The sequence below is a fragment of the Nostoc sp. genome (assembly GCF_036917355.1).
GTDB lineage: Bacteria > Cyanobacteriota > Cyanobacteriia > Cyanobacteriales > Nostocaceae > Nostoc.
Genome location: NZ_JBALDP010000030.1, coordinates 204,389 through 218,644, shown reverse-complemented (window position 1 = coordinate 218,644; position 14,256 = coordinate 204,389). Strand labels below are relative to the sequence as shown.

Annotated in this window: 15 protein-coding genes and 2 pseudogenes; 8 read left to right on the top strand and 9 right to left on the bottom strand. The window is 41.2% G+C overall.

Annotation, left to right across the window (positions count from 1 at the left end; genetic code table 11):
- Window positions 1-197: 197 nt before the first annotated feature.
- From bchM to nagA, 8 genes are all read right to left on the bottom strand, one after another.
- On the bottom strand, window positions 198-884 hold the full coding sequence (gene bchM / locus V7K53_RS09325) for a magnesium protoporphyrin IX methyltransferase (protein WP_289797917.1): 687 nt from the start codon (window positions 882-884) through the stop codon (window positions 198-200).
- 286 nt (window positions 885-1,170) lie between these two features.
- The gene (locus V7K53_RS09320; RefSeq protein WP_335197239.1) at window positions 1,171-1,539 is read right to left on the bottom strand and encodes a DUF4288 domain-containing protein; all 369 of its coding nucleotides are present in this window, start codon (window positions 1,537-1,539) and stop codon (window positions 1,171-1,173) included.
- 18 nt (window positions 1,540-1,557) lie between these two features.
- Complete coding sequence (locus tag V7K53_RS09315; protein WP_335187753.1) at window positions 1,558-1,905, bottom strand: DUF5615 family PIN-like protein; 348 nt, start codon at window positions 1,903-1,905, stop codon at window positions 1,558-1,560.
- Window positions 1,902-2,222: a DUF433 domain-containing protein gene (locus V7K53_RS09310; protein ID WP_335197238.1), complete on the bottom strand. Its 321-nt coding sequence runs from the start codon at window positions 2,220-2,222 to the stop codon at window positions 1,902-1,904. The genes V7K53_RS09315 and V7K53_RS09310 overlap by 4 nt, the downstream gene beginning before the upstream one ends.
- Window positions 2,223-2,307: 85 nt before the next feature.
- Window positions 2,308-4,299 carry a tetratricopeptide repeat protein gene (locus V7K53_RS09305; RefSeq protein ID WP_335197247.1) on the bottom strand — a complete coding sequence of 664 codons (1,992 nt, stop codon included), beginning with the start codon at window positions 4,297-4,299 and terminating at the stop codon, window positions 2,308-2,310.
- A gap of 3 nt (window positions 4,300-4,302) precedes the next feature.
- Window positions 4,303-4,599 carry a hypothetical protein gene (locus tag V7K53_RS09300; RefSeq protein ID WP_335197237.1) on the bottom strand — a complete coding sequence of 99 codons (297 nt, stop codon included), beginning with the start codon at window positions 4,597-4,599 and terminating at the stop codon, window positions 4,303-4,305.
- A 306-nt stretch (window positions 4,600-4,905) separates the two neighbouring features.
- Window positions 4,906-5,313 (bottom strand): hypothetical protein, encoded by a 408-nt coding sequence (locus V7K53_RS09295; RefSeq protein WP_335187759.1) that lies wholly within the window; start codon window positions 5,311-5,313, stop codon window positions 4,906-4,908.
- Window positions 5,314-5,397: 84 nt separating this feature from the next.
- Window positions 5,398-6,561 carry an N-acetylglucosamine-6-phosphate deacetylase gene (nagA, locus tag V7K53_RS09290; RefSeq protein WP_335197236.1) on the bottom strand — a complete coding sequence of 388 codons (1,164 nt, stop codon included), beginning with the start codon at window positions 6,559-6,561 and terminating at the stop codon, window positions 5,398-5,400.
- A gap of 159 nt (window positions 6,562-6,720) precedes the next feature.
- Here nagA and purE point away from each other — a divergent pair, with 159 nt between their 5' ends.
- The 8 genes and pseudogenes from purE to V7K53_RS09250 form a co-directional block, all read left to right on the top strand.
- On the top strand, window positions 6,721-7,239 hold the full coding sequence (purE, locus tag V7K53_RS09285) for a 5-(carboxyamino)imidazole ribonucleotide mutase (RefSeq protein WP_335197235.1): 519 nt from the start codon (window positions 6,721-6,723) through the stop codon (window positions 7,237-7,239).
- A 95-nt stretch (window positions 7,240-7,334) separates the two neighbouring features.
- Window positions 7,335-7,634: a putative quinol monooxygenase gene (locus tag V7K53_RS09280; RefSeq protein ID WP_335197234.1), complete on the top strand. Its 300-nt coding sequence runs from the start codon at window positions 7,335-7,337 to the stop codon at window positions 7,632-7,634.
- Window positions 7,635-7,795: 161 nt separating this feature from the next.
- Complete coding sequence (locus tag V7K53_RS09275; RefSeq protein WP_335197233.1) at window positions 7,796-8,575, top strand: class II glutamine amidotransferase; 780 nt, start codon at window positions 7,796-7,798, stop codon at window positions 8,573-8,575.
- 426 nt (window positions 8,576-9,001) lie between these two features.
- Complete coding sequence (locus V7K53_RS09270) at window positions 9,002-9,766, top strand: sulfite exporter TauE/SafE family protein (protein WP_335197232.1); 765 nt, start codon at window positions 9,002-9,004, stop codon at window positions 9,764-9,766.
- A 297-nt stretch (window positions 9,767-10,063) separates the two neighbouring features.
- On the top strand, window positions 10,064-11,212 hold the full coding sequence (locus V7K53_RS09265; RefSeq protein ID WP_335197231.1) for a sulfate ABC transporter substrate-binding protein: 1,149 nt from the start codon (window positions 10,064-10,066) through the stop codon (window positions 11,210-11,212).
- A gap of 146 nt (window positions 11,213-11,358) precedes the next feature.
- Window positions 11,359-12,219, top strand: coding sequence for a sulfate ABC transporter permease subunit CysT (gene cysT, locus V7K53_RS09260; RefSeq protein ID WP_335197230.1), 861 nt, complete (start codon window positions 11,359-11,361; stop codon window positions 12,217-12,219).
- Window positions 12,206-13,081: a sulfate ABC transporter permease subunit CysW gene (gene cysW, locus V7K53_RS09255; protein WP_335197229.1), complete on the top strand. Its 876-nt coding sequence runs from the start codon at window positions 12,206-12,208 to the stop codon at window positions 13,079-13,081. The genes cysT and cysW overlap by 14 nt, the downstream gene beginning before the upstream one ends.
- Window positions 13,081-13,281 (top strand): annotated as a pseudogene (locus tag V7K53_RS09250) (hypothetical protein); the annotation flags it as partial. The gene cysW and the pseudogene V7K53_RS09250, both read left to right, overlap by 1 nt.
- 199 nt (window positions 13,282-13,480) lie before the next feature.
- Here the strand turns inward: V7K53_RS09250 and V7K53_RS09245 are convergent.
- A pseudogene (locus V7K53_RS09245) lies at window positions 13,481-14,153 on the bottom strand (IS701 family transposase); the annotation flags it as partial.
- Between the last annotated feature and the right edge of the window lie 103 nt (window positions 14,154-14,256).

Sequence of the window (14,256 nt, the reverse complement as noted above, 5' to 3'; positions counted from 1 at the left end):
ACCAACTTACATTTGAGCAGGTAATTTCTGTCTCTTCTTACAACTTTATCCTGGAAGCTTTATTCTATGCAGCTTCATATTAAATTGGTATTAGAGAAAAACAAAGCTTGATGCCAACGGCAATATTTACCATATCTCAGGTTTGAGATTGTCAAATCACAGCAAGAGGTTTATAAGCCCTTTGCTGCGATTTAGCCTTAATTGCGTGTAGCTTCCAGTAGGCGAGAAAAATAGAAGCGAGTCTTCGTCATTGCCCGTCGTTGCAATGAAAAGCCATTACTTTCCAAGATTTTCACCACATCAGCCTCACGATGCAAATATGCACGAGTGGCTTTACTTGGCCCAGGAAAGAAACTGCCAATTTTCTTGAGTATACTCAGGGCGCAGGTCTTCGGCGCAAAACTGAGAATTATCCGCGACTGTGCCAAAGAACAGAGGTGAGATATCATCTCATCGGCTTTTTCTTGAGGGTAATGGATGAGAACATCTAGGCAAATAACGGTATGGTAGCTACCACTCAACGATTCTAAATCCTGCACAGCAAAAGTAGGATTTTCGGTATTTCCCAAAGTTTGCTTTGCTCTATCTCTGCCTTCTTCTACCATTTTTTCCGAAATATCGGTGGCATAGACTTTGGCACCATCTACTGCCAGGGGAATACTGAGACTACCGACACCACACCCAGCATCACAGATTGATAGCTCTGGTAAATTGTTATCAGCCTTCAACCAACCGAGAACTGTATCTACAGTTTGCTGGTGTCCATTGCGGATGTCTAATTGGACTTTGTTAACTTCGCCATCGCCGTAGATTCGCTTCCAACGGTCAAACCCTGTGGAATTGAAATACTCGCGAACAATCGTTTTGTCGTCGGCTGCGTTCATAAACTTCGATTTTTAGGGGTTCCCAATGCTTAAAATTATCATTGATAGGAACCCATAAGAGCGGTCTTCCAGATTTTTCCAGATGATAGTTGGCCGATAAGCAAGGATACTTACGTGCATAGAGGAACTCAGGGTGTCGAATTCCAGCCCAGACGCGCAAAACTCAATAACAGGCAAAATACTTAATTTAACTTAGGTTTCATTGGAGTCAATGCAAGTAAAAACAATTGCGATCGCTGTTGGCTCAGTGATGGGAATCGACAAGAGCGATCGCGTGGTTTGATAACTATTCTCCAAATTGCTCTTTAGACAATAACGGCTCAAATGATTGGTAAGCCTCATAATTCCGAAAATGTCGAGCATATAAATCAACAATATCCTCAGATGAATCAAAGTCATCATACAACACTGAATTCACGTCTACTACTTGCTGTAAAGACCAAGTAATAGTTTCTCCATTTTCATTTGTATAGCTGACACTTTCATTTTTACCATGATTCAAAGCCTTTACTTTTGCTTTCTCTAAAGAAGCAGCTTTAATCAAAACAAAGCTTTCTTGGTACAAAGGTTGACGATCGGGTTTATCTGAAGATGATTTGTAGAGAATTAGAGCAATGTAGAAGGATTCTGCTTTCTTTGCACTTTTAGCTTCCATCTCATTTTATCCACGAGCTTACAAAGGTAAGTATTGAACACGATTACTTAATTCTTCAAGATAGGCAGTTTTAGCAATAATTTCTAAATCGCGAACACAATCGCCAACAGTAACTCTGAGTTTATGGGCATAAATAACACCAGCAAAATTTATTTGTTTGTCTTGACGATGGTTGGCTTCAGCTAGAAAATCGTCATCTTGGGAAAACAAAACACGCTCAAGTTCTGTCGCACGGTCAAGTACAAGAGGATCGGGAAAGCTAGTCCGCCCATCTTCTTGTACTGTTAATACATCTACACCCCGAATCCGTAATCCATCTGTAATTCCTCGATGCACATTCTCATCAATATAAAGAGCAACACTCATTTAATTAATCCTTCTGCACGGAGTCTTTTTGCTAATGGAGATTCTCCTGTTTCTAAACGTAATCTTTCCGCATACTCAAAACGTTGCTGCATATCAGCATCAATTTCTTCTTTATGTTCCCAATAATAAGCTAAAGCCGAATAAATCTGGCTCATGCTCAAATGTGGATATTGAAAATGTAATTCTTCTGGACTCCAACCATAAGCATGGATGGAAGTAATTAATTCGACAAGTTTCATAGATGTTCCTTTAATGAAAGGAACATTATTTTCATCAACTAGAATATGTTTGTATTCAGTAGTTGTTGCTTGAGTCATAATTTTTACGTTAAAGTTTTTGGAATTGTTTTAATTTTTTACTTGTACCTTAAATTTATGTGTATCATTATTCCTACACATTATTTTACCGCCGAAACCAACTGCGTACCCAACGCCATAACCGACGCAACCACACCCAAAACCCACGATGGGAGACTAGAGACGTTTTTGGTTGTGAAAGATATCCAATTGCATTGTTGCAATCTTGTACCTTAGCATCGATTTCTAGCGCCTGATATAGTTCACGAGCATTGCTATAAGCACCCAGCGCGTCTGATTCCCTATTGACGTATTCTAATGCCAAACCTAAGTTAAACCAAGCGTCTGCTTGCCCCTTGCGATCGCCTATTTCTCTAGCTATCTCCAAAGACTTCTGTTGAAACTCTATTGCCTGTTGATATTGCCCTAAGCAGCGATAAGCAATACCTAAATTGCCCAAACAATTAGTTTCCCCCTGACGATCTATCTCTTTAACTATCTTTAATTGCTGCTGAAAGAATTCAATTGCTTGGTTGTATTCTTTCAAGCCATGAGAAGAATTGCCCAAATTACCTAAACAGCTAGCTTCCCAATTAGAATCGCCTAGCTCCTGGGCTAACTCCAAAGACTGCTGGTGAAACTCAATTGCTTGCAAGTATTCCCCCAAATATTGATACGCATTACCCAAATTGCCTATTAATTTGGCTTCTTGATTGCGATAACGCATCTCCTTGAAATCCTTGACTATCCTTAAAGACTGCTGGAAAAACTCAATTGCTTGCTTGTATTGTTCTCGCTGGCGGTAAACAAGTCCTAAGATATTTAAAGAAGCAGCTTTCACATCTGGGTAGTCTATCTCTTTAGCTATCTCCAATGACTGCTGGCAAAACTTAATTGCCTGGAAGTAATCTCCCAAGAAATAATAAGAATTGCCTAAATTAGTGAGAGCAGCCAGATAAATCCAGTGTTCTCTTTCTCCCCTTTTTTCCCACGCTTCTATCAACTGCCTATAGAAATAAACTTGATCTGTGTAATAACCCCGCAAGCTCAAAAAATCATTGCAAGCGTCTAATACATCAAATGCCGAGTCATAATTTTCTAGTTGATACCAGTGATAAAAAATTTCTAAATATTCCTTGATATCTTCTTTAGTCTGCCAAGGTTGTTGTTTAACATTTAAAAGATAATAATCAATGGCTTGTTGATGCGCCTCGGTCTGATTACCAGCCTTATACCGCGCATACTCCAACACCACAGGCTGAAACTCAAACCGCCGCTTACCATTGAGTTTTTCTAACAACAAAGAACGCTTAACCAGATTCCTCAATTCTCCCTCAATCTCTGTTTGTGAACTTTCTGGCAACACTGCCACGGCTGCTGCACTATCAAAAGCACCACGATAAACGCTGATATTGAGCAATAAAGCTTTTTGCAATTCACTCAATCGCTCAAAACTGGCATCTAACACCAACACTATCCCCACATTCGGCCGGCGATGCACACCTACCACTTGGAGATCTGTCAACAACTGCCGCAAATTCCCTAAGCCTAAATCTGCCAATCGTCTTAAATCCGGGTCTTCGCGGTATTCTTCTTTTAATAAATCTGCGACCAATTTTAACAGCAGGGGATGCCCATCTACTAATTCGACAAAATCCCCTAAATCCCTGCGAATGCCTAACTCGGTTAACAGTGCTACCCCTTCTTCTACTTGTAAACCTTTCAGAAGTAGCCACTCAAAGCCTTTTAATTCTGGTCTTTCCCTAGTGGTGACTATGACCTTACTATTACCGCCATATTCCACCCAAGCATTGAAAAAGTCACCGTAGAATTGACTCCCCCATTGTCTATCTGGTTGTAATAAACTCTCCAGGTTGTCAATGATGAGTAAATATTGCCCAGATTGCAGACACTTAACTAGCGCCTGCATTAACTGCGCTTCTTCTTCTGGAACCCGAAAGCCAAATTCACTGAGGACTTGGCGGGCTAAATCGCTAAAATCTGCGCCATAACTAACATCAGCCCAAAATCTCTTTGGGAAACCCTCAATTTCGTCATAAATTTTAGCTGCCAGCATCGATTTACCTGTGCCACCGATGCCTTATATGCCAATTAGGCAGGTATTTTTATCAGTTAACCATTGCTGTATTTGGGCAATTTCTGTTTTCCGTCCCTGCCAGTAAGCCAAACTTTTGTTAGGGTTGCCTGCTTTGAGAACCCCAGGCGATTCTGGTTGAGAGATTTGTTGTAATCGCTCTAGTACTGGTTCTATTCGGTCAACAATAATCTTGACTTCTGCTGCATTTATCTGTCCTACTTGAGTTACCTTACTGTTACCGTAAGCAGTAAGATTCATTTCAATGTTGTTCGAGTTACTGGAACTGGGTTCCTCTATCATTGCTTACAGTAGGTAGAAATTTTGCTTGATATTGTGACTGTGAACTCGAAGTTTGGCGTTCATAACTTGAAACTTGATGTTCATAACTCGGAACTTGGTGTTCGGAACTCGGTAGTTTGTGTTCATAACTCGGAACTTGGTGTTCAGAACTCGAAACTTGGTGTTCAAAACTCGAAATTTGGTGTTCAGAACTCGAAATTTGGTGTTCAGAACTCGGAACTTAGTGTTTGGAACTTGAAACTTGGTGTTTGGAACTCGAAACATCAAAATTTGTAGGGTGAGCAGTACTCTATCCACCCTACTTAGTTAAAAACTTACTTGGTTTGCGTCAATCTTCCCAACTTGCTTCACCGTACTTTGGTCGTAAGTATTAGCGCTGAACTGAATATTGTCTCCGGGTTTGTCAGTCGATGCTTGCAAAATCTTAGCTATTTCCTCTGCAAGTGCTGTATCCGCTTCTAAAATCTTTTTGAGTTGCACTCGCAAACTTGCTTGTAAATCTTCATCCTCTGGCTTTTGTGCCACATCCGTTGCTGCTTCCTTCGCTGCTTCCTTAGCCTCTACTTTGGGATGTAACTTAGCCCAAATAGCTTTGGCTTTATTCCAAACATCCTCACCTACTTTCTGAGATGCCCCTTCTACGGCTTTATTACCCACATTTAACAGAAATGGCAGACAGGGAGCGAGAAATTTAACAAGTAAAGCTATATCCATTGGTTTATGATCTCTATCTCACAAATGTACACATTTTTGCTGAGTATAATTAACGCTTCTTCCCGTGTCACCTTGACGCAAAATTTAGCCCAATAATCGCTGCCAAGTTAGTTCTTTTGTCGCTTCATCCCAATGCCAGCGTAATAAATTAGCGGCTTGACTCTTGACAATTCCAGGCAAACCAATTGCCTGTCTAGGTGCAGTGGTAGCTAGTAAAATGGCAGTTTCCACATCACAAATCCCCCACTTCACCAAATTCTGTACTCCCACTAATAAAGGTAAAGTCGTCCCCGATAAAGTGCCATCCGCCAGTCGTGCTGTACCGTTTTTAACTTCAATTTGCCGACTGTCCCAAGGATACACGCCATCGAGTAGCCCCAGAGGTGAAAGGGCATCACTCACAAGGAACAGCCCTTTTTCTTCATAGCTAGCGCGAAGTAAAATTTGCAGCATCGTGAGCGAAACGTGTTCGCCATCAGCAATAAAACCGCACATTACATCAGGATGGGTAATTGCTGCCCCTAATAATCCTGGTTCGCGGTGATGCAATGGTGGCATGGCATTGAAAGCATGAGTTACCATCGTTGCACCGAGTTTAAAAGCAAGTTGCGCTTGGACTGATGTTGCCTGAGAATGTCCTAAACTAACGGTAATTCCCAAAGAACGCAAATATGGAATTACTTCGCCAGTGGGATCTAACTCCGGCGCTAAGGTAATGACTTTTATGACGTGGGCATAATCTCCCAAAACCCGCTTTACCTCGTCAATTGTTAAGGGTAACAAGTACTCTGCTGGGTGTGCGCCGCGCTTTTGGTAATTCAAAAATGGGCCTTCTAAATGAACTCCGAGAATCTTGGCACCTGCTTGTTTACAGGGGATAATATCAGCAATGACTGCAAGCGATCGCTGAATCTTTTCTACTGAAGTTGTCACAAGTGTCGGTAAAAATCCATCTACCCCAACATCCCACAAAAATTGCGTTATTTTCTGGAGTACATGAGCATTTTCAGCCGTTAAATCAGGAAATGCCAAGCCCAACGCACCGTTAATTTGCAAATCAACGCCACCCAATGAAATCCAGTCGCCAGCTACATCGATTATGGATGCACGGCTGTGCGTCCCTACTGTACCCATTGGCAAGATTTGCTCAATTATGCCCTCTGGATTAACCAAGAGCATCTGCAAATCTTTGTAACCAGTCACTCTAGCATTGATAATATCTACAGGATTTTGTGTTGCTTGGGTCATCACACTGGCGAGAAGAGAGCTAAATCTGATTTTAGATGCAACCAACATCAATGAATCAATTCAAACAACGCCAATAGATGAGATGATGATCCGCATCACCTAGCTTCCATAAGCTAGCTCAAATAATTTTGAATTTTGAATTTTGAATTTTGAATTATTATGACTCCCCTAGTTGGTATTATCATGGGCAGCGATTCCGATTTGCCCACTATGAAAGATGCGATCGCAGTTTGTGAAGAATTTGGCGTTGAGAGCGAAGTTGCGATCGTTTCGGCTCACCGTACCCCAGAACGCATGGTGGAATATGCTCAACTTGCACACCAACGCGGTATCAAGGTAATTATTGCGGGTGCCGGTGGTGCTGCCCATTTACCAGGAATGGTAGCGTCTTTAACTCCTCTTCCTGTGATTGGTGTTCCTGTACCCACTCGGAACTTACAAGGTGTAGATTCTTTGTATTCTATTTTACAGATGCCTGGTGGTATTCCTGTGGCAACAGTAGCGATCGGTAATGCCAAAAATGCTGGTCTTTTAGCAATACAAATCCTCGCAACTCATCAACCAGAATTGCTAGAAAAAGTGCAACAATATCGTCAAACCCTATGTGAATCAGTAGTTGCCAAGCAAGCAAAACTAGAACAACTAGGCTATGAACAATATTTACAACAGATGTTTTAATAAATATTAATACCAGAGCAGCAGGGAAGCAGAGGAGCAGAGGAGCAGCGAAAGAATTCCTAACTCTTGACTTAATGACAAATGACAAATAACAAATGACAAACCAAACTATTCGCATTGTTGCCCGTATTATTGCTTTGCCTAACAAAGTAGAAGAACTAAAAGCTGTACTGTTGGAACTTATTGAGCCAACCCGTCAGGAAGCAGGTGCGATTAAGTATGAACTTTTGCAAAACCAATACGATCCAACAGACTTTACTTTTGTAGAAGAGTGGACTTCTCATGAAGCCCTGAATACTCATATAGATTCACCCCATTTCCAAGCGGCAGCAGCTAAACTCGAAGGTTTAGTGACTGCTGCACCAGATATCCGCCGCTACCATCTTTTGGCATAGTGTCATCATGCTAACTAGAAGCAGACTCTTTATTTTTGGGGATCATTATGGAATATCTCAGCCTTAAATTCTAAGATTGAAGCGATCGCTCCAGAATCATGCAGCATTCTGAAGTATCTTGATCCTGAGGCCTTAGTCAAAAATTGAGAGCTGCAACATCCATGTGCCAACTGCTCGGAATGAATTGCAATGTTCCAACGGATATTTGCTTTTCTTTTGAAGGGTTTTCTGCACGGGGAGGAAAAACGGATGACCATCGCGATGGTTGGGGCATTGCTTTCTTTGAAGGAAAGGGATGTCGAATGTTTTTAGATGCCCAACCTTCTGTTGCTTCTCCGGTAGCGGAGTTTGTACGGAGTTATCCTATCCACTCAACCCATGTCATAGCCCATATCCGCAAAGCTACCCAGGGTGAAATTGCCCTACACAACTGCCATCCTTTCCGCAGGGAATTGTGGGGTCAGTATTGGGTGTTTGCCCACAACGGTAATTTGCCAGAGTTCGATCCAGAAAATTTAGGCTTTTATCAAGCCGTAGGTGATACCGATAGTGAAAAAGCATTCTGCATGATGCTAGAAACATTGCGATCGCGCTTTCCTAAAGGTAAGCCCGATATCAAGGAACTGTACTTTGTGCTGCAAGAAATTACTGCTGTAATTGCGAAAGTAGGTATATTTAATTACTTATTATCAGATGGAGAACACTTTTTTGCTTATTGCTCAACTAAACTCAGCTACATTGTTCGCCAAGCGCCCTTTGCTGCTGCCCATTTAATTGACCAAGACATGACCGTAGATTTTCGGGAAGTGACTACTGAACGCGATCGCGTCGCTGTCATTGCTACCACACCCCTCACCGACAATGAAGTTTGGACACAAATTCAACCGGGAGAATTACTAGTTTTTCAGGATGGTTTGCCCCTGAAATATGCATTCAGTTAATAATAATGAGTTGTTCCGTTTTGCCCATTTAGATGATTTCTAGATGGGTTTTATTTTCCATGCTATTTATATTGCAATATATACAGTTAATAATAAGCAATCAAATCCTGATGTAGGACGCGATAAATCGCGTCTTGAAAGATCAATCATCTACAACAATAACCCTTGACCGTACAGTATTGGATGTAGCTCACTGTTGTAATTTACCAATTTATATAAATTTCCCAACTTAGTTGTTACCAATATATATAACATATACCGTTTATATTGGTATAAAAATTATAAGTTTACACTGAATGATATCTAGATTAATATAATTCTAAAAAAACTGTATTTCCTTAATATTATGGGCTTTAGATATCTTTTATTTACTGCAAGCATCCTTTAAAAAAATGTATTGATAATAACATAAAGATCAAATCTCTAATGAATGCTACCCAATTACTTTTACTCATCGCAGTTTTCTTTCTAACAAGTGTTATAAGCGTCATTACAGGAAGCACTTCTTTAATTACCGTCCCTGTAATGTTGCAATTGAGTATTGAACCGCGTATTGCTCTTGCCACTAATATGCTAGCATTAACTTTTATGAGTATTGGTGGTACATTACCTTTTATTGGTAAAAAAGCAATTGACTACAGTCGCTTACCAATAATGATTTTATTAACACTTTTAGGCTCAATTATTGGTGCATTACTTGTTTTAATTGTACCTTCAAAATCGATGCCTCTGATTATCTCGATTTTGATGATTGTAGTTACCGTCTTTTCAATCACTAATCGGAACGCTGGAATCGTTTCAAGAATAGGGAAACCATCACCAATAGCAGAAATTGGTGGATATATGGCAACTTTTGTGCTTGGTGTTTATGGTGGTTTCTTTAGTGGAGGCTATGTCACCATGCTAACAGCAGCTTATGTCAGTCTATTTCAGATGACATTTGTGCAGGCGGTAGCAAACACAAAGTTTATCAACATTTTTTCTTCGCTAATTGCTACCATTATTTTCTTTACACAGGGAATAGTTGATTACCAACTAGGTACTATTCTGAGTATTACTATGTTTATTGGTGGAGTTGTCGGATCGCGGGTTGCCCTGAAACTTAGTAATATCTGGTTGCGCCGTATATTTCTCACTACAGTAATTGCTCTTGCACTTAAGACATTACTTGATTTTGTTGTCCTACGTTGAGCGAAGCCGATATCTACGAAGGGCTACGCCTATGCTAGATTAGCTATTCCCTAGCAAGTTGCTTGATGCAGCAGATAGTTGATTGCGATGCCTACGCCGGGCTGCGCCTACGCAATTTGATAGTTGAAAGTAAAAGCATTTTTAATTTTTCACAGAACTGGTAAAATCACCATGTTCTTGATAAAGAATGTGAGGTTTTTTTGTGTTTGCAACTAGATACATGGAATCATCCAGTATTATAAACAGTATATAACTGTATTCCCATCAATTATCTGTAGATTTAGTGGAGGAAATAGAATGAGTTTGTGGCAACGCCCACTGAAAAGATTACAAGCGATAGCTGAACATAGAACGTATCGGTTCAGACTAAATTCGCTCAAAGGCTTTGTATCACTCTTTTTGGTAGGTACTGTATTGAGTGTAGCCCTTGCCGCCTGCTCTGGTGGTGGAACTGGGAGTAATTCTGCCTCTGAAACCCCTGCTGCTAGTGCTAATCCTGTGGCTGCAAGCAAAGATAATGTTGAACTAACTCTGGTTTCCTTTGCAGTTACTAAAGCCGCTCACGAAGCAATTATTCCTAAGTTTGTAGAACAGTGGAAGAAAGATCATAATCAAACTGTCGTCTTCAAGCAAAGCTATGGCGGTTCTGGTTCCCAAACTCGCGCTGTTATTGATGGTTTGGAAGCAGATGTTGTCCACTTGGCCCTAGCTGGAGACACCTCAAAGATTGAGAAAGCTGGATTGATTCAGCCAGGATGGGAAAAAGAAGTTCCCAACAATGGTATTGTCTCCAAATCAGTTGCAGCATTAGTCACTCGTCAAGGCAATCCTAAAGGCATCAAGAACTGGGCAGATTTAGCCAAAGATGGTGTCAAATTGATTACTGCTAATCCCAAAACATCAGGTGTTGCTAAGTGGAATTTCTTAGCACTATGGGATTCTGTGATTAAAACAGGTGGCGATGAGGCGAAAGCTACTGAATTTGTGACTAAAGTTTACAAAAATGTCCCAATCTTGCCTAAAGATGCGCGGGAAGCTACTGATACATTCGCCAAGCAAGGGCAGGGTGATGTCTTAATCAACTACGAAAATGAAGTTATTTTGGCACAGCAAAAGGGCGAAAAGGTTGAGTATGTCGTTCCTGATGTGAATATATCCATTGACAATCCGATCGCGGTTGTGGATAAAAACGTCGATAAGCACGGAACCCGCGAAGTTGCTGAAGGTTTTGTGAAATACCTTTATAGCCCAGAAGCACAGCAAGAGTTTGTCAAATTGGGATTCCGTCCTGTGGATGAAGCTATAGCTCAAACTAAAGAAGTTACAGACAAATTTCCCAAGGTGAAAACTTTAGGTACAGTTGCAGACTTAGGCGGTTGGGAAGCAATTGATAAGAAGTTCTTCGCAGATGGGGGCGTGTTTGACAAGATTCAAGCCCAAAAATAATTCGTAATTCGTAATTCGTAATTCTGACTCCACAACTTTCTTTTCTCCAGAATTAAAAGTAGTTGGTCTGTGCTTGAATTACGAATTAGCAATTACGAACACTGGCAAAAAGCTCCTTGTGAATTTGAAATTTTGAATTTTTCACTATGACATCTGTATCTCCTTCTGTGGAAGTTGAAGGCAAAACGCCATTCTGGAAGAGATTGGGGCGAGTCCCTTGGACTTGGCGAATCACCATTGCATACCTGACGGTGATGTTGTTTATCCCTATAGTTGCTATGTTCCTGAAAGCAGCTACAGAACCTCCATCTAGGTTTTGGGCGATCGCAACCAGTGATATCGCACTAGCAACATACAATGTAACTTTTGTGACGGCAATATTTGCTGCCTTACTCAATGGCGTATTTGGAACTCTAATTGCTTGGGTTCTGGTTCGCTACGACTTTCCCTTAAAGCGCTTGATTGATGCCACAGTAGATTTACCCTTTGCACTACCAACTTCGGTAGCAGGGCTAACCTTGGCAACAGTTTACAGCGATAATGGCTGGCTAGGTTCGCTACTAGCGCCACTGGGAATTAAGGTATCTTTTACCCGCACAGGAGTAGCAGTAGCAATGATATTTATCTCACTACCTTTTATTGTGAGAACTGTGCAACCCGTACTTCAGGAAATGGAACATGAAATTGAAGAAGCCGCCTGGTGTCTGGGTGCTTCTCAATGGCAGACCTTCTGGAAAGTGATTTTGCCACCTTTATTTCCCACAATTTTGACTGGTGTTGCCTTGGGTTTCTCTCGTGCAGTTGGAGAGTATGGTTCGACTGTGATTATCTCTTCCAATACGCCCTATCAAGATTTGATCGCACCTGTGCTGATTTTCCAACGGTTAGAGCAGTATGACTATTCTGGTGCAACAGTAATTGGCATAGTTTTACTATCAATTTCGTTGGTATTGTTATTGGCAATTAATTTCTTACAAGCATGGGCAAGGCGATATGACAGTAGATAAGCCAAGTTTTCACTCTTCTGTATCTGATACACATACGGCCAAGCCTAAAGAGCAGAAGAGTTGGGTGCCAATAGTTTTAATTGGGATAGCGATCGCCTATTTAGCCCTAGTTCAATATATCCCAGCAGTTAACGTTTTTATCCAAGCCTTCAGCAAGGGAGTTGGACCGTTTCTGTCCAACCTAACGCGACCAGCTTTTATCCATGCAGCTTGGCTGACACTGTTGTTAGCTGTGATTTCTCTACCTTTAAATACGGTATTTGGTTTATGTGCAGCTTGGGCGATCGCTCGCCATAAATTTCCAGGACGTGCCGTAGTTTTGAGCATTATTGACCTGCCCTTTTCAATTTCGCCCGTAGTTGCAGGATTAATGATTGTCCTACTTTACGGACGGAATGGGTGGTTTGGTCCTTGGCTCCAAGCCCATGATATCAAGATTATCTTTGCCTTTCCAGGAATGGTACTGGCTACAGCCTTCGTGAGTATGCCCTTTGTGGCACGGGAAGTGATTCCGGTTTTAGAAGAGTTTGGTAAGGATCAAGAAGAAGCTGCTAGAACTCTAGGTGCGAAAGATTGGCAGATATTTTTGCGCGTCACCCTACCCAGTATCCGTTGGGGTTTACTCTACGGTTTAATTTTGACCAATGCCAGAGCAATGGGTGAATTCGGAGCGGTTTCAGTGGTATCTGGCAACATTGCTGACCAAACGCAGAGCCTACCACTGTTTGTAGAAGACGCTTACAAACAATACGAAACTGAAGCGGCTTTCTCTGCGGCTGTACTGTTAGCGTTGTTAGCAGTAGTAACCTTGGTGCTGAAGGAGATTCTAGAACGGAAAACCCGCATTAAAGATGTTGAATAGAATGGCAAGTTAAACCAGAAACCTTAAAAGGCTGGTCGAAATATTGTCTTAAATAAGAACTAACACCAACGCAGTTTGAAAATAGCCCCGCGAAGGCACGTCAAGTCGTTTCTTGCATCACGCGCCGTGAGTTTAACAAACAATTTCTCACCAGCAATAATAATGAAACCGCTGCTGTGCGTGGCGTCGGTTGCTTCTTCCAACCATGATTTTCATCCCACAAAGGGTGTTCCGCAAATATTTTGAAAATGTAGCTGTGAGATTGGCAGAAGACACTTGAATGAAGGCTGACCATGAGATAGTACTACAAACTATTTCCCACCCTTCGGGTTCGCCAGTCGCTACAACGGGGGGAACCCCCGCAACGCGCTGGCTCACCATTTCTGAATGTCAGAATAATAGCCAAACTCCGTGGTTACTACGTATAGCAACAACAAAACAGAGTTGTAATTGATTCAATACACTAATAAAATTGCCATCACTTTCCCCATACAGGCTATCTGCCAAAACCAATTCAAACTTAAACCCCATTACTTGGAGTTCTCTGATTAATTCTGCTGCGATTTCTGGCTTGGTTTTATATTTATCTCCTGGCTGTAATCTCTCCCTTGGTTTATAAATTTGAAATGTTAAAGGAAAGGTCATATCTTCAATCACACCATAAGCTGTCACTACCACTATGCCATTTTCTATTTTGCCTAAGTTCCCAATATATTGCCGTTTTACATAGTCTGTAGTACGACCTTGTTTTTTGTCTCCTGTTTCATCAATTATTAGAATTAGCGTAGGCGTAGCCCACCGTAGGCATCGCTTATTTAATACTCGCAGGATTAATTCTAATCTTCGCTTCTTTAATGATTCTGTTAAAAAATGATGTAATGATTGTTGATTCTCTAACCCTACTACCTTGGCTATTTCTGGTAAAGATTTCCTTTTTATTTCTGATATCATTCCCAAATGTAAATTTCGGAAATTTTCATGCGCTTCTGACTTCTGGAAAGATGTTTCTGTAGATTGCACAATATTCATCCACAAATTTGATGCTAGGTTTGGGGCTTCTTGGCTGTGTCATTCTCCCCTCCTGGCTTTCAACCCTTCTTTCTGATTTTACTCTTCCCGAAGTGACAAAAGAAAGTTAGCAGTGCTAAGTCTCTACAAGGGTTATGGATCGCGCA